Here is a 20,981-nt window from a genome sequence, read left to right as displayed (position 1 = left end):
GAAGCACATCCCATTATTATCTTTTATTCCTTAATTATTAAGGAGTTAAATCACGCATTACAATAAACTCGATGCGCCGATATCGTCACATAATCCTATCCGGCCGCAAAAGAATGTGTTAATGACCTGGCTCGGGAGGATCCTACCGAGCCAGTCAATATAAGGAAAGAATATAAAGTTTATTAGTTATTCGCTAATCGAATAAAAAGCGGAGTAACGGTAGAAAAATCATCGACATGACGTTGCCGACAAACTCGCCGGTAGGCGTGCTATACCAAAACGAAGCGCGACAGCCCCTCGCTGCGCGCTACTGGCGAACTGTCTTTGTTAACGGCCTGATCAAAATGCGATATTTTTTCGCCGCGTCAGCCAGGCGCCGACGAATTCGGGTACTACCGCGCCGGCCGGGCCATAGATTTTTTCGTCAAACTGACTTTCCACCTGACTGGGTTCAAGATTCAGTTCGATGGTATAGGCGCCATGCGCATGCGCTTCCTGCACGAAGCCGGCGGCGGGATAAACATGGCCGGAGGTGCCGATGGCGATAAAATAATCGGCCTGTGACAGCGCCTGATAAATTCTATCCATTTCCAGCGGCATTTCGCCGAACCATACGATATGCGGACGTAACGGCGCGGGAAACTGGCAGCAGTGGCAGCGATCTTCAACCGACAGATCGCCTGTCCAGTCGAATACCTGACCGCTGCGGCAACAGCGTACCTTCAGTAATTCGCCGTGCATATGCACAACGCGTTGGCTGCCGGCCCGCTCGTGCAGGTTATCGATATTCTGCGTGATAAGTAAAAAATTGTCGCCCAGCGACGCCTCCAGTTCGGCCAGCGCCAGATGCGCCGCGTTGGGCTTGATTTCAGGCTGCTGCAACTGGCGACGGCGGGCATTATAAAACGCCTGCACCAGTTGCGGGTCGCGCTGGAAACCCTCCGGGGTCGCAACATCTTCGACCCGGTGCTCTTCCCACAGGCCATCGGCGGCACGAAAGGTTCGAATGCCTGACTCCGCGGAAACGCCCGCGCCGGTTAAAACAACAACTCGTGGTTTCTTCACTTCAGTTACCGCCAGATAATCTCTGTGGAAAATACGTGCCCGCAGACGCTGCTGACGCATTCGTTTCCCTTTGTGAAAACGTCCTAACCGTTGATGCGAATGCATAACTGCTCCTGCTATTTGTCCATTAAGTGTAGCAAAGCCGCGCCGCGAATGCCGCCGGCATCGCCATACCGCGCCTTGGCGATACGCGGCAGTTTGGCAATCGGCAATAAACGCGGGGGTAAACGGGTGGGTAATATTTGATAAATTTCATCAAAATTCGACAATCCCCCGCCCAGCACCAGCAGGTGGGGATCGATAAGGGTTAACAGATTGCCCAGGCAGGCCGCCAGCAAATCCATAAAGCGGTCGACGAACGCCAGCGCATTGGCATCGCCTGCGCGATAGTGTCTGATGATGGTGACGGCCGGCAACGTCTGTTGATAAAAATGCGCATACAGCCACTCAAATCCGCGCCCTGAAATGTAATTTTCAATACAGCCGCTTTGTCCGCAGCCGCATTTTACACGGGGAATATCGTCCCCCAGCACAGCCAGCGCGTCGGACGGTAAACGCAGGTGGCCTATCTCGCCCGCCATGCCGTTGCGGCCATCCACCGGGCGGCCGTTAATCACCAGCCCGCCGCCCACGCCGGTGCCGAGGATCATGCCCAGCACCACCGGGTAACGGCGGAACTCCGCATTCCAGGCTTCCGACAGAACAAAACAGTTAGCGTCGTTGTTGATACGGATTTCGCGATGCAGCAACTGCCCCAGATCCTGAGCCAGCGGCCGCCCCATGGTCGCGGGTAAATTCGCGGTAAACAACGCGCCATTCTCCCCCGTCTGGACACCCGGCACGCCGATGCCGATTTTTCCGGCCATCCCCGTCTGCGCATCGGCTTCCCGGGTCAGATCGACCAGCGTGTTCAGCAGCGCCTCATAGCTATTGCGCGGCGTGGGAACCCGCTTCTGCCAGACTTTATTCAGTTCGGCGTCGAATACGCCCAGCTCGATTTTCGTGCCGCCCATATCAAAACCGTAATACATGACCGCCCCTCGATAAATAATCCGCCCATCATTAAAGATAAGCGGAGGGTGAAAAGGTCACTGCCCGCTTAATACGCGCGCAGGGTCAATCCGGCTGGCGCGGCGCGCCGGATACCAACTGGCTATCAGACTCAGCACCAGCGCCGTCGCCAGTACGCTGATGACATCGATCGCATGTAACTCCGATGGCAGAAAATCAATGAAATAAATATCGCCCGATAAAAAACGATGACCGGTTATCGATTCAATGCCGCGAATAATATTGGTCAGTTGCAGGGTGGCTATCACCCCGACGATGACGCCGATCACGCTGCCCAGCAAGCCGGCCAGCAAACCGTACCAGACGAATATCGCGCGGATCAGTCCATCCGTGGCGCCCAACGTACGCAACACCGCAATGTCGCCGCTTTTATCTTTAACCGCCATCACCAGCGTAGAAACAATATTAAAACAGGCCACGCCGATCACCAGTATCATCGCCAGATACATAATAGTGCGCACCATCTGGATATCCCGATACATATAGCCATAGGTGCCGATCCAACTGCGAATGTATACATAGGCGTTGGTCACCTCGCCGGCGCTGCGCACCAGTTTATTGGCGCTGAAGACGTCGGCAGCCTTAATCGCAATTCCCGACACGCTGTCGCCCATATCCAGGTATTGCTGCGCGTCCGCCAGCGGCACCAGCGCCAGACTGTGGTCGAGCTGACCGCTGAGCTGCAAAATACCGCTGACGTGAAGACGGATGCGCTTCGGCTGCATCAGTTTCATCTGCGGATCGTTATTGGGGATCATCACCGTGACCCAATCGCCTTCATTCACGTTCAGCGCTTTTGCCACGCCCTGACCGATAATCACCTGCTGTTCGCCGGCATGAAAATTTTTCCAGCCGTCATTCAGCACAAAACGCGGCAACGCGCTGAGCTCGCTCTCTTGCTGCGGATCGACGCCTTTCATTTGAATGGCCCGCAGATTGGCGCCGTTCTCCAGCAGCCCGGTGAAATTGATATAGGGCGCGGCGGCCGCGACGCCCGGCACCTGCTCAATTTTAGGCAGAATATTGCGCCAGCCGTCAAACGGCTGGTCCACCGGCTCGATTTCCCCGTGGGGAACCACCGCCAGAATGCGATTATTCAACTCGCGTTCAAAACCATTCATCGCGCTTAAGCCGACGATCAGCACCGCGACGCCCAGCGCGATACCCGCCGTCGAGATAACCGAGATCAGTGAAACCATGCCGCCGCGCCGACGGCCGCGACTAAAGCGCAGACCTATCAGCAGGGAGAGCGGAGGAAATCTCATTGCGGCACTCCCGTTAACGTCAGTTCCTGCTGTAACTGACCATCGCGCATTTCCAACTGACGGCTCAGGCGGCCGGCCAGTTGCAAATCATGGGTAACCACCAGAAACGCCGTACCCTGCCGAACATTCAACTCGCCCAGCAGTTCAAAAATCGTATCCGCCGTGCGCTGGTCCAGATTCCCGGTCGGTTCATCCGCCAGCACCAGAGAAGGACTGTTCACCAACGCGCGGGCAATGGCGACGCGCTGGCGCTCCCCGCCGGAAAGCTCCGCCGACCGGTGATGGCTGCGCGTTTCCAGCCCGACCGCCGCCAGCATTTCCCGCGCCTTTTCCTGCGCCTGCGCCGCCGGCACATGGCCGATCAACAGCGGCATAGCGACATTTTCCAGCGCGGTAAAATCCGGCAGCAGATGGTGGAACTGATAAATAAAGCCCAGTTCGCGGTTGCGCAACGCGGATTTATCCGCCGCGGAGAGCCGGCTCATCTGTTGACCTTTAAAGATCACCTCGCCGGAGGTCGGCGAATCCAGACCGCCTAATAAATGCAATAAGGTACTTTTACCCGACCCCGAACTGCCGACAATCGCCATCATTTCCCCGCAGCGCATCTCAAAAGAGACGTTGCGCAGGACATCCGTCGACAATTTGCCTTCCTGATAACGCTTGCACAGGTTATTGCACTGCAATAACAGTAAATCACTCATAACGTAAAGCCTCGGCTGGTTGAACGGCGGCGGCGCGCCATGACGGATACAGCGTGGATAACAGGGCAATCGCCATCGCCGCGACGGCGATGACGATCACCTGCAACGGCGCTATCGCCACCGGCAGCGCGGCGCCGTCAAGCAATAATCCCAACGCCGGCATCAGCGTATTCAACTGACTGGCCAACAGCGTTCCCAATAGCGCGCCCAATAAGGCGCCGATAATCCCGGCGCTTCCGCCCTGCACCATAAACACCGCCATAATCTGACGTTGGGTCAGTCCCTGCGTTTGCAGAATGGCGACCTCGCCCTGTTTCTCCATCACCAGCAGCCCCAGCGACGTAATAATATTGAAGGCCGCAACCGCAACGATCAGGCTCAACAACAGCCCCATCATATTTTTTTCCATCCGCACCGCCTGGAATAACTCGCCCTTGCGCTCGCGCCAGTCTTTCCACACCAGCCCTTCCGGCAGCGTCTGGCCGCTCAGCTCATCGACCGTCAGCGGTTGATCGAGCCACAGGCGCCAGCCGGTGATATTGCCGAGCGGATAACGCATCAGCCGTGAAGCATCCTGCTGATTGACCAACAGCTGGTAGCCGTCAACCTCGCTGTTGGCGGCGAATGTCCCGGCGACGGTGAAGATGCGCTGGCTGGGAATGCGGCCCATCGGCGTGAGCTGGCTGGCGCTGGGCACCATCAGACGCAGCGGATCGCCGCGCTTTACCCCCAGTTGCGAAGCCAGTTGCTCGCCGAGGATGACCTGATATTGTCCCGGCTGAAGCTGCTGCTGGCGCACATTCACCAGATAGCGCGCCAGCGGGTCCGGCTGGTCCGGATTGACCCCCAGCATCACGCCGACCGCGACGCTGCGGGCGCTTTGCAGCACCACCTCGCCGGTGGTCAGCGGCGCCAGGCGGTTAACGCCCTGTAGCGCCTCCAGCGACGAGGCGGGATAAGTTTGCGGATCGAGCGATCCCTGCGTGGTGGCGATCAACGCCTGCGGCATCAGCCCCAGGATATTGTTCTCCAGTTCACGCTCAAAACCGTTCATAACCGACAGTACGGTAACCAGCGCCATCACGCCGAGCGTGATGCCAATAGCCGATAACCAAGAGACAAACCGCCCGAAGCGGTCTGATGCCCGGCCGCGCATATAACGCAAGCCGATGAATAATGCGACAGGTTGATACATGAAATCCGTCTGGATGAGGTTGCCAAAGCAAAGTGTTCAAGGATAATAAAGGGTAGTACCGCTTTATGGAACCCTAACACCCTCACTCTCCGGCTTTTTCTTAGCGGATACCGGGGTCGAGACCTGATAATCAGATTATGCCTGAAAAATATCGTTATTCGTTGCCGCTTAAATCGGGCGAGCAACGCCTGCTGGGAGAATTGACCGGCGCGGCCTGCGCCGTGGAATGTGCGGAGATTATCGACCGCCATGCCGGACTGGTTATTCTTATCGCCCCGGATATGCAGAACGCCTTGCGCCTTCGCGATGAAATTCAGCAATTTACCGAACAACCCGTCACCACATTGTCGGACTGGGAAACGCTGCCTTACGACAGTTTCTCGCCGCATCAGGAAATCATTTCCAACCGGCTCGCGACCCTGTATCAGTTGCCGCTGATGGAACGCGGCGTGTTGATTCTGCCGATCAACACGCTGATGCAGCGCGTCTGTCCGCATAATTTTTTGCACGGCCACGCCCTGATGCTGAAAAAAGGTCAGCGTTTATCGCGCGACAAATTGCGTACCCAACTGGAGCAGGCCGGTTATCGCAGCGTCGATCAGGTCATGGAGCACGGGGAATACGCCACGCGCGGCGCGCTGCTGGACCTGTTCCCCATGGGAAGCGAAGAGCCTTACCGGATCGACTTCTTTGACGATGAAATTGACAGCCTGCGGCTGTTTGACGTGGATACCCAGCGCACGTTAAATGAAGTGCCGCTGATCAATTTGCTGCCCGCCCACGAGTTTCCAACCGATAAAAACGCCATCGAGCTGTTCCGCAGTCAGTGGCGCGAACGCTTTGAAGTCCGACGGGATGCCGAACACCTGTATCAGCAGGTCAGCAAAAGCGCCTGGCCCGCGGGTATTGAATACTGGCAGCCACTGTTTTTTGATCAACCGCTGCCCTCGCTGTTCAGCTATTTTCCCGACCATACGCTGGTGGTGAATACCGGCGATATCGAACAGAGCGCCGAACGTTTCTGGCAGGATATTCAGCAACGCTTCGAGAGCCGCCGGGTCGATCCCATGCGTCCGCTGTTGCCGCCGGAATCGCTATGGCTGCGGGTCGACAGCCTGTTCTCCGAGCTGAAGGCGTGGCCGCGCGTCCAACTGCGCACCGATACCCTGCCGGCAAAGGCCGCCAACAAAAATCTGGGCTACCAGCCGTTGCCCGATCTGGCCGTCCAACCCCAGTTGAAGTCGCCGTTGGATCCCCTGCGCCGTTTTCTCGAACAGTTTGACGGTCAGGTGATTTTTTCCGTCGAAAGCGAAGGCCGGCGCGAAACGCTGCAAGAGTTGCTGGCGCGCATCAAATTGAAGCCGGCGACGATTAACCGTCTGGATCAGGCGCCACAAGGCGCCGCTTGCCTGATGATCGGCGCCAGCGAGCACGGCTTTATCGATACGCTGCGTCAGCGGGCGCTGATTTGCGAAAGCGATTTATTAGGCGAACGCGTAAGCCGGCGGCGACAGGATAACCGGCGGGCGATTAACACCGACACCCTGATTCGTAACCTGGCGGAGCTGCGGCCGGGCCAGCCGGTGGTGCATCTGGAACACGGCGTCGGGCGCTACGCCGGCATGACCACTCTGGAAGCGGGCGGCATCAAAGCCGAGTACCTGATTCTGACCTATGCCGGGGAAGATAAACTTTATGTGCCGGTCTCCTCGCTGCATCTGATCAGCCGTTATGCCGGCGGCGCGGACGAAAGCGCCCCGCTGCACAAATTGGGCGGCGACGCCTGGTCGCGCGCGCGGCAGAAAGCCGCCGAGAAAGTGCGCGATGTGGCGGCCGAACTGCTGGATGTTTATGCGCAGCGCGCCGCCAAAAGCGGCTTCGCCTTCAAACACGACAAAGCGCAGTACCAGCTTTTCTGCGAGAGTTTCCCGTTTGAAACCACGCCCGACCAGGCGCAGGCGATCAACGCCGTGCTGAGCGACATGTGTCAACCGCTGGCGATGGATCGCCTGGTGTGCGGCGACGTGGGCTTTGGTAAAACCGAAGTCGCGATGCGCGCCGCGTTCCTCGCGGTGGAAAACCATAAGCAGGTGGCGGTGCTGGTGCCGACCACCCTGCTGGCGCAGCAGCATTACGACAACTTCCGCGATCGTTTCGCCAACTGGCCGATCAAAATCGAAATGATCTCCCGCTTTCGCAGCGCGCGCGAACAAACGCAGATCATGACGGAAACCCAGGAAGGCAAGATCGATATTCTTATCGGTACGCACAAACTGTTGCAGAGCGATGTGCGCTGGCGCGATCTGGGCCTGCTGATTGTCGATGAAGAGCATCGCTTCGGCGTACGCCATAAAGAGCGGATCAAAGCCATGCGCGCCGACGTGGATATCCTCACCCTGACCGCTACGCCGATCCCGCGCACCTTGAACATGGCGATGAGCGGCATGCGCGACCTGTCGATTATCGCCACGCCGCCCGCCCGCCGTCTGGCGGTGAAAACCTTTGTGCGCGAATATGACGATCTGGTGGTGCGCGAGGCCATCCTGCGTGAAATCCTGCGCGGCGGTCAGGTGTACTATCTCTACAACGATGTGGAAAACATCGAAAAAGCCACCCAGCGACTGGCCGAGCTGGTGCCGGAGGCGCGCTTTACCATCGGCCACGGCCAGATGCGCGAGCGCGATCTGGAACGGGTGATGAATGATTTCCATCACCAGCGTTTCAATGTGCTGGTCTGCACCACCATTATCGAAACCGGCATCGATATTCCCAGCGCCAATACCATCATCATTGAACGGGCCGACCATTTCGGGCTGGCGCAGTTGCACCAGCTGCGCGGCCGCGTCGGGCGCTCGCACCATCAGGCCTACGCCTACCTGCTGACGCCGCATCCCAAAGCGATGAGCGGCGATGCGCACAAACGGCTGGAGGCGATCGCCTCGCTGGAGGATTTAGGCGCGGGCTTTGCGCTGGCCACGCACGATCTGGAAATTCGCGGGGCGGGCGAACTGCTGGGCGAAGACCAGAGCGGACAGATGACCAGCGTAGGTTTCTCGCTGTATATGGAACTGCTGGAAAGCGCGGTGGACGCGCTGAAGGCCGGTCGCGAGCCGTCGCTGGAAGATCTGATCAGCAGCCAGACCGAGGTGGAGTTGCGCCTGCCCGCGCTGCTGCCGGAAGATTTTATTCCCGACGTCAATACCCGCCTCTCTTTCTACAAACGCATCGCCAGCGCTAAGCAGCCGCAGGAGCTGGATGAGCTCAAAGTCGAGCTTATCGATCGTTTCGGCCTGTTGCCGGATGCCACGCGGCATCTGTTGCAGGTGGCGGCGCTGCGCCAGCAGGCGCAATTGCTGGGGATCAAACGCATCGAAGGCCATGAAAAAGGCGGGTTTATCGAATTCAGCGAACAAAACCGCGTCGATCCGACGCATTTGATCGGGCTGCTTCAGCATAACCCCGGCGTTTACCGTCTGGACGGCCCGACGCGGCTGAAATTCATCAAGGATCTCACGTCACGGCCGCAGCGCATCGAGTTTATCCAGACGCTGTTAACCAATATGGCGCAGCATACGCTGGCGGCATAGCCCTCTATCTTCCCTTCTGCGGCATTGGGCGGCGACGCCCAATGCCGACAATCAGATAGTCCTGCTCTGCGGGAAAAATTTGAACTGCGCCTCACTTTTACCGCCGTCAACGGCAAACGCCCTCGCTGACGGACTACGCTTATTCACTCAGCCATTTCCATTGCGCGGTCAGTCCGGCTCGCCGCATGCATTGTTCCGCCTTATCGGCAACGTTCGGGCTTTACCGGTCTTACATAAGGAGATTTGCGCATGTTTTCCGCTTCCCTGCATGGAATAAAAACCTCGCTGGCGCCTCTTGCGCTGGCGTTCAGCCTCGGCATTGCCTTTTCCTCGCTGGCCGCCGCCGCGACGGAACCCGCGACGGCAATCCCCCCGCCCGACACGGCGGTCGCGGCGCCTCAGCCGCCCGATGTATTGCTGGGGCCGCTGTTCACCGACGTGCAAACGGCCAGGCTATTCCCCGACCAGAAAACCTTCGCCGACGCCGTGCCGAAAGAAGATCCGGCCGTTATCCTGGATCGCTATATGCGGCAAAAACCGTCGCCCGGCTTCGATTTGCAGCGCTTCGTCGAGCGCTATTTCACCCTGCCGCAAGAAGGCGAGGCTTACGTCCCTCCCGCCGGACAGACGTTGCGCCAGCATATTGACGGCCTGTGGCCGGTGCTGACGCGCGCCACCGCCCAGGTGTCGCCGTACGACTCGCTGCTGCCGCTGCCCCATAGCTACGTGGTGCCGGGCGGCCGTTTTCGCGAAATTTACTACTGGGACAGCTATTTCACCATGCTGGGTCTGGCGGAAAGCGGCAACTGGACGCTGGTGCGCAATATGACGGATAACTTCGCCCACGAAATCGACCGCTACGGTCATATTCCCAACGGCAACCGCACCTACTACCTCAGTCGTTCGCAGCCGCCCTTCTTCTCGTTTATGGTGGAACTGCTGGCGCAACATCAGGGAGAGAAGATCTATGCGCATTATCTGCCGCAGTTGAAAAAAGAGTACCACTACTGGATGCGCGGCAGCGTGGGACTGCCGAACGGGCAGGCCGGCGATCGCGTGGTGCGCCTTGACGACGGCAGCGTGCTGAACCGTTACTGGGACGAACGCAATACGCCGCGCACCGAATCCTATCTGGAAGATAGGACCACCGCCGCTCAGGCCAACGGTCGAGCTGCCGCCGAGGTGTATCGCGATCTGCGCGCCGGCGCCGCCTCAGGCTGGGATTTCAGTTCGCGCTGGCTGCGCGATCCCCGCGATCTTTCCAGCATCCGCACCACCGACATTATTCCGGTGGACCTGAATTCGTTGCTGTTTCATCTCGAACTGACGCTGGCGCGCGGCGCCGAAGCCGCCGGCAATCAAACGGAAGCGGCGCACTTCCAACGCGTCGCCGATGAACGCAAACAGGCCGTCAACCGCTATCTGTGGAATCAACAGGACGGTTACTATAGCGACTATGACTGGCGTCGGCAGGCGATAACGCAGCCGATCACCGCGGCCGCGGTATTCCCGCTGTATGTCGGCATCGCGCCGCGCGATCGGGCGACGGCCACCGGCGACGCGGTGCGCAGACAGTTGCTGAAAGAAGGCGGGCTGACCACCACCACCATCAACACCGGCCAGCAGTGGGATGCGCCGAACGGTTGGGCGCCGCTGCAATGGGTCGCGGTAGAGGGCTTCAACCGTTACGGTCAGGACGCGCTGGCGCAGGCTATCGGCACCCGCTTCCTGGCCAATGTGCAAAAACTGTATGACGCCGAGCATAAGCTGGTGGAGAAATATGTGGTGGAAGGCGCGGGATTCGGCAGCGGCGGAGGCGGCGGCGAATATGCGCTGCAAGACGGCTTCGGCTGGACCAACGGCGTCACGCTGAAGCTGATGGCGCGCTACTGCGACGCCGTGCCGACCTGCCGGCGCGAGGAACGGGCTGCCGCGCAGTAACCCTGTTCAGATCTGTGGAATAAAAAGGATTACGACGTTATCGTTGTAATCCTTGATGTGTTTATGATTGACGGGGTTTATATAGCTTGAAATATTAATCACTACCGCATAGGTAATTACAGTAACTATCAAATTGATGCATGTATGTGCAACCATATAAACCATTGCATAATCATGCGCACCTATTTTTCTTGAGAATGCTATAAGTACTTGCTGTTGTTCAGTTGTCGATAAATCTGGATAGGGCAGTGTCCATGCCGCAAGAAAAAAGATGGCGATGAATATCACTGCCTTACCTATTTTATACATCACCTGTTTTACCATGCGTAATTACCATAGCCGGACCTCCGCCAGAGGAATCGCGCATGCGCGAAGAACATATGGAAGGTACTGAAATGCGAAAGCGTATACGATCTAATTTCGATACCTTATTTCTTTAGGAACGCAACAATAGTCCGCCTAACAAAGAATACTGATAAAAAGGCCAGTAAAATTGATAACGCACCCAGGAAAATGAGAAGTGAAAGAAGCGGACTGAACAATCCCCCTATGCTTAACGCTTCACTAAGCTGCGCCAAACGCTCAGAAGATATTGAACGAATAATGGCATCAGGAATTATTAGAAAGTAAACAATTGCGATAAGAATGTATATAAGGGCAATTTTTACTCTGAACATGTTTGAGCTTATCCTTTGAGGTCGCTATAATCGATCGCTGTTTTAGTCGAATGATACAAGGAACCGTGCGATTTTCCTCATGGTTTGTTACAGGGACAAATATTTACGCTAACGCTCAGGTAGCGGCAGCTGCAGCAAGAAAACGTCAGTATCAGGATGCTGATTATTACCAGACTCTCTACAAAGAAAACATTGAAATGATCTATTTTCTAATCGAACCTTATATATCTAAAATTATTTATCAAATAAAATTCAGCGATAATAATGAAGAAAAAATCATGGACGCTCTATATGAGATTTTGAAAAAATGAAACGTGTCATATTATGGGTATTGCAATCTTTTATATCTCTAGTTCCTGTTGCATTTATAGTCCTTGGCGCTTATTTTTTTATTAATTTCATTCCTACCTATTCAGCCCCACTTATCATCATCTGGATTATAATTGTTTCTTTTTTTTACATAAAATATAATCGATGGTATTAAAATTTTTGCTTCTATAACGATTGTTTCCTTTCTTTAAATCTGACCGCCGATGGGCGATTGCGCATATTTCCCCTTTACAACCCGGAGAGTAACGCAGTAAAGTCCCCACCCTTTTTTCACGGCGTGGAGTATGCAGGATGTTTATCGGTTTTGACTATGGCACGGCCAACTGTTCCGTCGCGGTGATGAATGCCGGTACGCCGCAGCTCGTGCCGCTGGAAAACGACTCGCCGTATTTATCCTCCCTGCTGTGCGCGCCGGTGCGCGAAGCCGTCAGCGAATGGCTGTGGCGTCACCATCAGGTGGAAGCCGGCGGTGAAAACGCGCTGTTGCTTCGTCGTTCCATCAACTATAACCAGGATGAGGATATCCGCGTTCTGGCAGACAGCGTGAAGTTCGGGCAGTCGGCGTTGCAGCAATATATCGCCGATCCGGAAGAAACCTGGTTCGTGAAATCGCCCAAGTCCTTCCTTGGCGCCGTCGGTCTCCAGCCTCAGCAGATCGCGCTGTTTGAGGATCTGGTCTGCGCCATGATGCTGCATATTCGCAAGCAGGCCGAGCGACAGCTTGCTCAGCCCATCACCCAGGCCGTTATCGGTCGGCCGATTAATTTCCAGAGTATCGGCGGCGAGGAAGCCAACCAGCAGGCTCAGGGCATTCTGGCGCGAGCCGCGGCGCGCGCCGGTTTCCAACGCGTCGCGTTTCAGTTCGAGCCGGTCGCCGCCGGTCTGGACTTTGAAGCGACGCTGGTTAAAGAAACCCGCGTACTGGTGGTGGATATCGGCGGCGGCACCACCGACTGCTCGATGCTGCTGATGGGGCCGGACTGGCATCATCAGCGCGAACGCCAGCAAAGCCTGTTGGGACACAGCGGCTGCCGGGTCGGCGGCAACGATCTGGATATCATTCTGGCTTTCAAACAGTTAATGCCGGTGCTGGGTATGAACGGCATGACGGAAAAAGGCATCACGCTGCCCAGTCAGCCATGGTGGAATGCGGTGGCGATTAACGATATCCCGGCGCAGAAAGCGTTCTACAGCACGGCGTGCCGAACGCTAATCAATGAAATGATACGCGACGCCCAACAGCCCGAAGCGGTAAAACGCCTGCTTACCGTCTGGCGCCAACGGTTGGGCTATCGTCTGGTGCAACTGGCGGAGGCATGCAAAATCACGCTGTCCGATGAAGCGCTCGCCGCGGCGGATCTGCACTTTGTCGAGCCCGGTTTGACGACCGCCGTCAGCCATAGCGAACTGAATGCCGCGATAGAACAGCCGCTGCTGCGTATTCAGCAACAAATCGAGCTGGCGCTGAAAACCAGCCAAACCCTGCCCGACGTCATCTATCTGACCGGCGGCAGCGCCCGCTCTCCGCTGTTGCGTCAGGCCATTGAGCGACTGTTGCCGGACATTCCTATCGCCGGCGGCAATGACTTCGGCTCCGTTACCGCCGGTCTGGCCCGCTGGGCGGATGTTTTATTCCGCGACTGATTCGCGCCAACGCCCTCCGCCCGGTTCCGCCGGGATGATTCACATCCGATCCCGGCGGGCCGCTGACGCACTAAAATAGTGCCTCCCGCCGCCTGTCGTGTTCCATTGCAAAGAGACCGCCGCCGCGCCCTCCCCTCCGACGCCGGTATCGGCTTGCCGACCGCAAGATTCACTGATGGCATCGATATTGCTTGGTATCGGAAGGCGACAAGCGGAATACCCTAATTCCTAATGCTGTTTTTCCGCAGCATCTATACTGACAACGAGTCGGCGCTGGCGTCACTCGCTGTCGCGACAGCTCACAGAACACAACGGAACCCCTGAATGAAAAAACAAACACTTGTCTCAATACTGTTGATTGGCGTGGCCTGCAATGCGGCCAATGCCGAGGATACCGGCGCCGCGCCGGCCGAGACGCTTAAAAAAATACAGCAAACCGGCATTATCGTCGTCGGACACCGCGAATCCTCCGTACCCTTTTCCTATTATGACAATAACCAGAAGGTGGTCGGCTATTCGCAGGAATACTCAAATGCGATCGTCGAGGCAGTGAAAAAGCAGTTGGGAATGCCCAACCTGACGGTAAAATTGCTGCCGATTACCTCACAGGCGCGAATTCCATTATTGCAAAACGGAACCATTGATTTTGAATGCGGCTCCACCACCAATAATGCGGAGCGCCAGCAACAGGTGGCCTTTTCCAACTCTATTTTTATCGTCGGGGGACGATTATTGGTCAAGAAAGGCGGCGGCATTAAAGACTTCGCGGATCTGGCGGGGAAACCGGTCGTCACCACCGCCGGCACCACCAACGAAATTCTGCTTAACCAGTTGAATGATAAAGATAATATGAAGATGCGCATCATCTCCGCCAAAGATCACAGCGATGCCTTCCGCACATTGGAAAGCGGGCGCGCGGTCGCATTCTACATGGACGATCCGCTACTGGCCGGCGAGCGCGCCAAGGCGAAGAAACCGGATCAGTGGGATATCGTCGGCACCCCGCAATCTCACGAAGCCTATGGCTGCATGCTGCGTAAGCACGATCCCGAGTTTAAGCGACTGATGGATAATATCATCGCCCAGGCGCAGACCAGCGGCGAAGCGGAAAAATGGTATCAGCGCTGGTTCACCCAACCGATTCCGCCCAAGAACATCAACATGAATTTTGCCATTTCCGACGATATGCAGGCGCTGTTTAAAGCGCCGAACGATCGTATTCTGTAACCGGCTTACAAGACAGGAAACGCTTAGAGGACGTTGCCCGGCGTACCGGGCAACGTAATGGAGAGCGTTCAGGCTGAAGCGTATCAGCTCTGTTGGTTAAGGATCAGCTGGCCGTTTTTATCGACCGGGATCTGTGTTCCGGGATCGCGGTCCATACGAATTTTCCCCTGCTGGTCGCCGATTTTATAGGTGACGTCATAGCCCAGAACTTTTTGTGATTTGTCATATACCGTCTGGCAGCGTTGCTGCGTCGTGGTGTAAGTGTCGTTCTCCTGCATACTGCCCTGCACTTTATTCCCGGCATAGCCGCCCGCCAGCGCGCCCGCCACCGTCGCCACATCCTGACCGCGACCGCCGCCGATCTGATGGCCTAATACGCCGCCTGCCACCGCGCCCAGTACCGAACCCGCGATTTTATGCTCGTCCTGAACCGGACGACGCTGGGTGACATTAACGCTACGGCACTCCTGACGAGGCGTCTTGATCGTCTCTTTGATGGGTGTTGCCGTCAGCACCTGCGCAAACTGCGGTTTAGATGAAAAAACATCCATACTCGCCACCGTGGCCACGCCCAATGCCGCAGCCACGCCGATACCAACACCCGCTAACATTGATTTGTTCACAGGATACCTCCCGAATATATTGCTACGCATCGCGTCTGCCGCGATGATTCCGCAGGTTTATCTGAATGTGTCACTTCAGAATAGGCGACGTCCTACGTCGCCAATAAACAGTGGGAAGTCTGCACAATGATCGTGATTCCCGCAATAAGACTAATTAACCAAATATGTTATTTTCATAATGTAAAAACACAAATTGGGATTTTTCTTAACGAGAAGCTCTAATGAAACGATATTTTATTCTGAATGATGCGGAAACGGCCGTGCGGAATCACATCGTCGCGCCATGAAATCGGATAACGGAAGACGGGGCAAGGTTCGGCTTCAGGCCGCCTTACCCCGGGGAGAGGCCGGTATCCCGGCGCGGCATTAATGTAGTTTAAGGCGGGGACGAATAACCCGGTTGATACCGCCGACCAACATCATCAGACCGGTTTTTATATAGCCGTGCAGCGCAATCTGGTGCATACGATACAGCGAAATATAAACAAAACGCGCAATGCGCCCTTCCACCATCACCGAGCCGCGCATCAGGTTGCCCATCAAGCTGCCGACCGTACTGAATTTGGATAATGAAACCAGCGAGCCGTGATCTTTATACACATACGGCTTCAACGTCTGTCCGTTCAATAACGCCAGAATGTTGGCGTAGCAGCGTGACGCCATCTGGTGTGCGGCCTGCGCGCGCGGAGGAACAAAACCGCCGCCTTCCTGCGGGCAGGAAGCGCAATCGCCAATCGCGAAAATATTGGCATCGCGAGTGGTCTGCAACGTCGGCTCGACGACCAGTTGGTTAATGCGATTGGTTTCCAGACCGGCAATATCCTTCATGGCATCCGGCGCCTTAATCCCGGCCGCCCACACCATCAGATCGGCTTCAATGAACTCGCCGTCTTTGGTGTTCAAGCCGCCGGCTTCCGCGCTGGTGACCATTGTTTTGGTCAGGACTCTCACGCCGATATTCGTCAGTTCCTGATGCGCCGCGGCAGAAATGCGCGGCGGCAGCGCCGGCAGAATACGCTCGCCGGCTTCAACCAGCGTGACGTTCAACGTCTCATTGTCCAGACCGTCAAAACCGTAGCTGTGCAGCTGTTTCACCGCATTATGCAGTTCCGCCGACAATTCGACTCCGGTGGCGCCGCCGCCGACGATGGCGATATTTACCCGCTCTTTTTCTTCCGTATTGGCGGTGAATTTCAGGAACAGGTTCAGCATTTCGTTATGGAAACGTCGCGCCTGTTTCGGGTTGTCCAGGAATATACAGTGGTCTTTGACCCCTGGCGTACCGAAATCATTGGAGGTGCTGCCAAGCGCGACGACCAGGATGTCATAAGCGACTTTGCGGGCCGCGACCAGCAGTTCGCCTGCCTCATCACGGATTTCGGCCAGTTGAATAGTCTGCTCCTCACGGTTGATATCCGTCAGCATACCCAACTGGAACTGAAAGTGATGGTTACGAGCATGAGCCAGATAGCTCAGCGCATCCATATCGTCATCCAGCGATCCGGTTGCCACTTCATGCAGCAGCGGCTTCCACAGATGGCTGTGATTACGATCCACCAGCGTGATTTCCGCCTTTTTCTTACGACCCAGTTTGTGACCCAGACTGGTTGCCAGTTCAAGTCCACCGGCTCCCCCACCGACAATAACAATTTTTTTAATTGGTGATGTCAAAATGACCCCCCTGAATTGTGAACCGTTAGTTAATATAGGGTTAACTATAATATCCTTATATTACATAGGGTTCGCGTAAGTTAAACTCAATATCTGCGGCAAGAATATCATGTCAGGTCATTTGGTCATACCAAAATTGATATATATCAATTTATTTTCATACTCATGCTGAGAGCGTTAGAATTTTTCTTTTTATTTCAGAGGATTATAAGGATTTACCTGCCGACAAAAAGTGACGCCGTCACCGGCGATAATCTTGTCGCGACGACTAACGGAAGATGACGGTTTGACGGTCAGTCAGGCGATTTAAATGCCTTTATGCGCTGTAAATGCGTCGAGATGCTTTTGAATTTATGCGTTTGTTCATCATCCCACACAATCGGATAATAGTTCCCCAGCAGCTGCGCGCTGCGCTGGCTATCCAGCATTTCATCCTCACGCGACAGCATCACCAGGCAGCGATCGCGATTCTTCTCGCGGAAATCGGCGACGCATTTCGTCGCGATGTCCAGATACTCTTCGGGCCGATCGATCTTACCGTGCATATTCTCATGCGGGAAAAGGTTGGGATTGAAAATCACCTGCCGGATAGCACACAGGAAACCAACCCGTTCGGCCCAAAAACCGCCCAGCCCGACGCCGCATATCAGCGGAGAGTCGTCATCGGCCTGCTGAATCATTTTATCGACCTGTTTCAACAGGTGTTGCATATCATGACGCGGATGCAGCGTGCTGTAGCTTAACAGCCGCACGTCATCATCAATGAACTCAAGCTGCAACACTTTTTCATGGTTGCCGGGACTGGTCGAATCAAAACCATGCAAGTAGATAATCATCTGAATCCTCACCACTATTTTGGCTACACCGCGCCGCGGGCGGTGTAGCGGAAGATCTTATTTCCTCTCGTCCTTGTATGCCTGCCAACGCTCGCTTAGCGCCGTAAGCGTCTGATTGGCCTGCTTCCAGCGCGACGAATCCAACAGTTGTCGACGGGAGAACGAACCCCGATGATATAGGCTGGTCAGTTGCTCCGCTTTGACCGGGGACAGATTATCCAAAACACTTACCGCGCCTTGCCGGTTGTTGCAAGCCAAAATCATGTCGCATCCGGCGTCCAGCGAGGCCTGCGCCCGCTCAGGATAGCTCCCCATCACCGCCGCGCCCTCCATCGACAGGTCATCGGAAAAGATGATGCCGTTAAAGCCCAATTCCTGACGCAATATCTGCTTTAACCAAAACGGCGATCCGCTGGCGGGACGCGGATCGGCGGCGGTATAGATCACATGGGCCGGCATAATCGCATCCAACTGCCGCTGTTGAATCAACGTCTTGAAAATCAGCATATCATGCGACCGGATTTCCTCCAGCGGGCGGGGATCCACCGGCGTCTCTTTATGGGAATCCGCGCTGACCGCGCCATGACCAGGAAAATGTTTACCCGTCGCTTTCATACCGGCGCTGTGCATGCCGCTGATAAAACTGTTCGCCACCGCCAACGCGGTTTCCGGCCGTTCATGAAACGAACGTTCGCCGATGGCGGCGCTGTTGTGGCCGATGTCCAGCACCGGCGCAAAACTGATATCAATATCCATCGAGATCATTTCCGCCGCCATCAACCAGCCGGCCTCCTGCGCCAGCCGGCAGGCTTCGCCTTCGGCGTTCAACGCGGCAAACGCCTGCGCGGCCGGCAACCGGGTAAACCCTTCGCGGAAGCGCTGCACCCGGCCGCCTTCCTGATCGACCGCCACCACCAAGCGCTCGCGCGATGCCGAACGAATCTGGCGCACCAGTTCGCGCAGCTGTTCCGCATCATGAAAATTGCGGGTAAACAGAATCAAACCGCCCACCAGCGGATGGGCTAATATTTCTCTATCTTCCGCATCCAGCTCATAGCTGGCGACATCTAACATTACCGGGCCCACGAAAACCTCATTCATTGTTTACGTCGTTGATACTTGTACGAGCGCGGCTACTCATTTAGCCCCAGTTGTCGACGCAGCGGCACCAGCGCTCGCAGAAATTTGTCCTGTCTGGTTTGCCGCCAGCGTATTTCGTGCCACATCAACACCAGATAATCGACCCACGGCAACCAGCGTTCAGTCTGTCGTTGAAGGTCCGCGAGGGAAAAACCTGGACGCTGTTGGCGGTAGCGTTGTAAAAAACGCCGTTGCGTTGCGGCGTCCAGTTGATTGGCGCGCGCAATAAACGCCAATTCCAGCGCAATATCGCCGTCCGCCGCATACTCCCAGTCGATGAGCATGATTTTTTCACCCGTCAGCAACAGATTTTCCGCGTGAACATCCAGGTGCAACGGCGCAACGCCCAGCGGTTTCGGCGGCGCCTGCCGCTGGAAATGTTGGTGAAGCCGCAACAGCGCCGGTGAACGCCGGCCAGCGTCCATCCTTTGCCAATAAAGGGCGAACAGGGGCGGCAACGTTAACGGATAACCGCTGCGCGGCCGTTGATGAATAACGGCAAGATAACGCGCCAGCTCGCCGTTATTCAGCAATGCGGAAAACTCCGCCGCCGTGGCGACGCGCCCCGGCACCCACTCGACAATTAACCAGCCCTTCTCCCACAGTAGCGGACGAGGCGCTAATCCCGCCGCCGCCATCTGCCGCAACAGGTGAAACTCCCGCTGACGATCGACGCCGGACAGACGACCGGACGCCGACTGCGGTCGCGCCAGTCCATCGAATCCCGGCGCGCTTACTCGCCAGCTTTCACTGCTTAGTCCGCTAATGGGTTCAAAACGAAAACCGGCGGACTCTGCCGCCGGAAAACGTCTGCCAAGAACATCGGCAATCTGCTGTTTACTGTTGTACCGCACCGCTGCCCGACCAAACAATTTCCCCGGTCTGCACCAGCATCAGTTGCATATCCAGCACCGGTGATTTCACATCGCCGCTCACGTCGCTGTACAGCACATACTGCGCGCTAACATAGCGAGCCAGCCCAATCGCCTTACTGCGTGATCCCAGACTGTCGTCAACCGATAGCCCTAAGGTTTGTTTCGCCGTGGCGACCTGCTCCCGCGGCACCAGCGTAAAGGTCTGACTGGACGACAGCGCATTGTACAGCGCATTGGTGGCTTTCGCCGTCTGCAACGCGCCGTTGGTGTTATTTTTCACGCTGTCCAGCAGCAGAATACTGCCCTGCGTCACGCCGTCGGCTTTCAGCATCCGGGCGACCAGCGGCTCGATACTGGCGCCCCAATTCAACGTCTGAATTTTAGGCGGCGTCGGAACCTGTTCGCTCGGCGGCGGCGTCGACGGCGGCGGCGGCTCGACCGGTTCAATCGTCGCTGGCGGCTCCGTGGGTTCCGGCGGTCGGCTAGGACACCCCGTCAGCACCAGCGCAGCCAATATCACCCATAGATACTTTTTCATGTTTCTTCTTTACCCCCTGGCTCCCGGCATCCGTCGGCACGCCCATGTTCAACATGGTCGACGAATATTGGCCTGCCGAATTAGACGCGATCTGAAAGTAATGGCCCTAATACCTGACCGCCGAGCAAATGCATGTGAATATGGTAAACCTCTTGCCCGCCGTGTCGGTTGCAGTTGATGATCAGACGATAACCGTCGTCCGCAATCCCTTCCTGCCGCGCGATTTTCCCGGCCACCGTAATCATCCGTCCCAATGCGGCTTCATGCTCGGCCGTCGTATCGTTAACCGTAGGGATCAAGACATTGGGTACGATCAGAACATGCGTCGGCGTACGCGGCGCGATATCACGAAAAGCGGTGACCAGTTCATCCTGATACAGGATGTCGGCAGGAATTTCCCGGCGGATAATTTTACTAAAAATAGTCTCTTCAGCCATGATTGATTTCCTTTTAAAACAGACTCGGATGAGATTGTACAGGCAGTATGAGTGAGATATTCCGTTTCTTTCAACCTTCTTCGACGATTTCTGTGGCAAATGGATATTTCGCCAGCGACGCCATAAAAAAGGCTCATGAAAGTCATGAACCTTTT

General features: G+C 56.0%; 19 protein-coding genes. 5 read left to right on the top strand and 14 right to left on the bottom strand.

What is annotated here, in order from left to right; all coding sequences use genetic code 11:
- Positions 1–339 precede the first annotated feature (339 nt).
- The 5 genes from cobB to lolC are packed head-to-tail and all read right to left on the bottom strand — an operon-like array spanning position 340 to position 5,300.
- Positions 340–1,170 carry a Sir2 family NAD+-dependent deacetylase gene (gene cobB / locus ABRZ28_RS08310; RefSeq protein ID WP_330519988.1) on the bottom strand — a complete coding sequence of 277 codons (831 nt, stop codon included), beginning with the start codon at positions 1,168–1,170 and terminating at the stop codon, positions 340–342.
- Between the two features lie 11 nt (positions 1,171–1,181).
- Positions 1,182–2,096, bottom strand: a complete 915-nt coding sequence (gene nagK, locus ABRZ28_RS08305; protein ID WP_319603122.1) for an N-acetylglucosamine kinase — start codon at positions 2,094–2,096, stop codon at positions 1,182–1,184.
- 57 nt (positions 2,097–2,153) lie between these two features.
- Positions 2,154–3,401, bottom strand: coding sequence for a lipoprotein-releasing ABC transporter permease subunit LolE (gene lolE, locus ABRZ28_RS08300; protein ID WP_319603123.1), 1,248 nt, complete (start codon positions 3,399–3,401; stop codon positions 2,154–2,156).
- Complete coding sequence (gene lolD, locus ABRZ28_RS08295) at positions 3,398–4,105, bottom strand: lipoprotein-releasing ABC transporter ATP-binding protein LolD (RefSeq protein ID WP_319603124.1); 708 nt, start codon at positions 4,103–4,105, stop codon at positions 3,398–3,400. The genes lolE and lolD overlap by 4 nt, the downstream gene beginning before the upstream one ends.
- The gene (lolC, locus tag ABRZ28_RS08290) at positions 4,098–5,300 is read right to left on the bottom strand and encodes a lipoprotein-releasing ABC transporter permease subunit LolC (RefSeq protein WP_330519987.1); all 1,203 of its coding nucleotides are present in this window, start codon (positions 5,298–5,300) and stop codon (positions 4,098–4,100) included. Before lolC ends, lolD begins: the two co-directional genes overlap by 8 nt.
- A gap of 137 nt (positions 5,301–5,437) precedes the next feature.
- On the opposite strand from lolC, the gene mfd reads away from it, so the two are divergent.
- On the top strand, positions 5,438–8,887 hold the full coding sequence (mfd, locus tag ABRZ28_RS08285) for a transcription-repair coupling factor (protein WP_330519986.1): 3,450 nt from the start codon (positions 5,438–5,440) through the stop codon (positions 8,885–8,887).
- A 249-nt stretch (positions 8,888–9,136) separates the two neighbouring features.
- Entirely contained in the window at positions 9,137–10,828 is a 1,692-nt protein-coding gene (treA, locus tag ABRZ28_RS08280; RefSeq protein WP_330519985.1) for an alpha,alpha-trehalase TreA, read from the top strand.
- A gap of 6 nt (positions 10,829–10,834) precedes the next feature.
- Here the strand turns inward: treA and ABRZ28_RS08275 are convergent, their stop codons facing one another.
- The gene (locus tag ABRZ28_RS08275) at positions 10,835–11,152 is read right to left on the bottom strand and encodes a hypothetical protein (protein ID WP_330519984.1); all 318 of its coding nucleotides are present in this window, start codon (positions 11,150–11,152) and stop codon (positions 10,835–10,837) included.
- A 104-nt stretch (positions 11,153–11,256) separates the two neighbouring features.
- Positions 11,257–11,505 carry a hypothetical protein gene (locus tag ABRZ28_RS08270; RefSeq protein WP_319603129.1) on the bottom strand — a complete coding sequence of 83 codons (249 nt, stop codon included), beginning with the start codon at positions 11,503–11,505 and terminating at the stop codon, positions 11,257–11,259.
- 50 nt (positions 11,506–11,555) lie between these two features.
- Between ABRZ28_RS08270 and ABRZ28_RS08265 the strand changes: the two genes are divergently transcribed.
- The 3 genes from ABRZ28_RS08265 to ABRZ28_RS08255 all read left to right on the top strand — a co-directional run bounded on the left by ABRZ28_RS08265 (position 11,556) and on the right by ABRZ28_RS08255 (position 14,706).
- Positions 11,556–11,816 carry a hypothetical protein gene (locus ABRZ28_RS08265; RefSeq protein ID WP_330519983.1) on the top strand — a complete coding sequence of 87 codons (261 nt, stop codon included), beginning with the start codon at positions 11,556–11,558 and terminating at the stop codon, positions 11,814–11,816.
- Positions 11,817–12,126: 310 nt separating this feature from the next.
- Positions 12,127–13,479: a molecular chaperone gene (gene yegD, locus ABRZ28_RS08260; RefSeq protein ID WP_330519982.1), complete on the top strand. Its 1,353-nt coding sequence runs from the start codon at positions 12,127–12,129 to the stop codon at positions 13,477–13,479.
- A 324-nt stretch (positions 13,480–13,803) separates the two neighbouring features.
- Entirely contained in the window at positions 13,804–14,706 is a 903-nt protein-coding gene (locus ABRZ28_RS08255) for a glutamate/aspartate ABC transporter substrate-binding protein (protein WP_330519981.1), read from the top strand.
- A gap of 83 nt (positions 14,707–14,789) precedes the next feature.
- Here the strand turns inward: ABRZ28_RS08255 and ABRZ28_RS08250 are convergent, their stop codons facing one another.
- From ABRZ28_RS08250 to hinT, 7 genes are all read right to left on the bottom strand, one after another.
- On the bottom strand, positions 14,790–15,329 hold the full coding sequence (locus ABRZ28_RS08250; RefSeq protein ID WP_319603133.1) for a glycine zipper 2TM domain-containing protein: 540 nt from the start codon (positions 15,327–15,329) through the stop codon (positions 14,790–14,792).
- A 366-nt stretch (positions 15,330–15,695) separates the two neighbouring features.
- Complete coding sequence (locus ABRZ28_RS08245) at positions 15,696–17,000, bottom strand: NAD(P)/FAD-dependent oxidoreductase (protein ID WP_319603134.1); 1,305 nt, start codon at positions 16,998–17,000, stop codon at positions 15,696–15,698.
- 293 nt (positions 17,001–17,293) lie between these two features.
- Positions 17,294–17,836, bottom strand: a complete 543-nt coding sequence (gene ycfP, locus ABRZ28_RS08240; RefSeq protein WP_319603135.1) for an alpha/beta hydrolase YcfP — start codon at positions 17,834–17,836, stop codon at positions 17,294–17,296.
- Positions 17,837–17,893: 57 nt separating this feature from the next.
- Complete coding sequence (nagZ, locus tag ABRZ28_RS08235; protein ID WP_319603136.1) at positions 17,894–18,922, bottom strand: beta-N-acetylhexosaminidase; 1,029 nt, start codon at positions 18,920–18,922, stop codon at positions 17,894–17,896.
- A 47-nt stretch (positions 18,923–18,969) separates the two neighbouring features.
- The gene (locus tag ABRZ28_RS08230; RefSeq protein WP_330519980.1) at positions 18,970–19,830 is read right to left on the bottom strand and encodes a phosphotransferase; all 861 of its coding nucleotides are present in this window, start codon (positions 19,828–19,830) and stop codon (positions 18,970–18,972) included.
- On the bottom strand, positions 19,814–20,389 hold the full coding sequence (gene lpoB / locus ABRZ28_RS08225; protein WP_319603138.1) for a penicillin-binding protein activator LpoB: 576 nt from the start codon (positions 20,387–20,389) through the stop codon (positions 19,814–19,816). The genes ABRZ28_RS08230 and lpoB overlap by 17 nt, the downstream gene beginning before the upstream one ends.
- 80 nt (positions 20,390–20,469) lie before the next feature.
- Entirely contained in the window at positions 20,470–20,826 is a 357-nt protein-coding gene (gene hinT, locus ABRZ28_RS08220) for a purine nucleoside phosphoramidase (protein WP_319603139.1), read from the bottom strand.
- Between the last annotated feature and the right edge of the window lie 155 nt (positions 20,827–20,981).

Origin of the sequence: Brenneria sp. g21c3 (assembly GCF_040240345.1) — a bacterium.
Lineage (GTDB): Bacteria > Pseudomonadota > Gammaproteobacteria > Enterobacterales > Enterobacteriaceae > Brenneria.
Note: the sequence above shows the minus strand (reverse complement) of the source record. Positions and strands in the feature narration are given on the sequence as shown.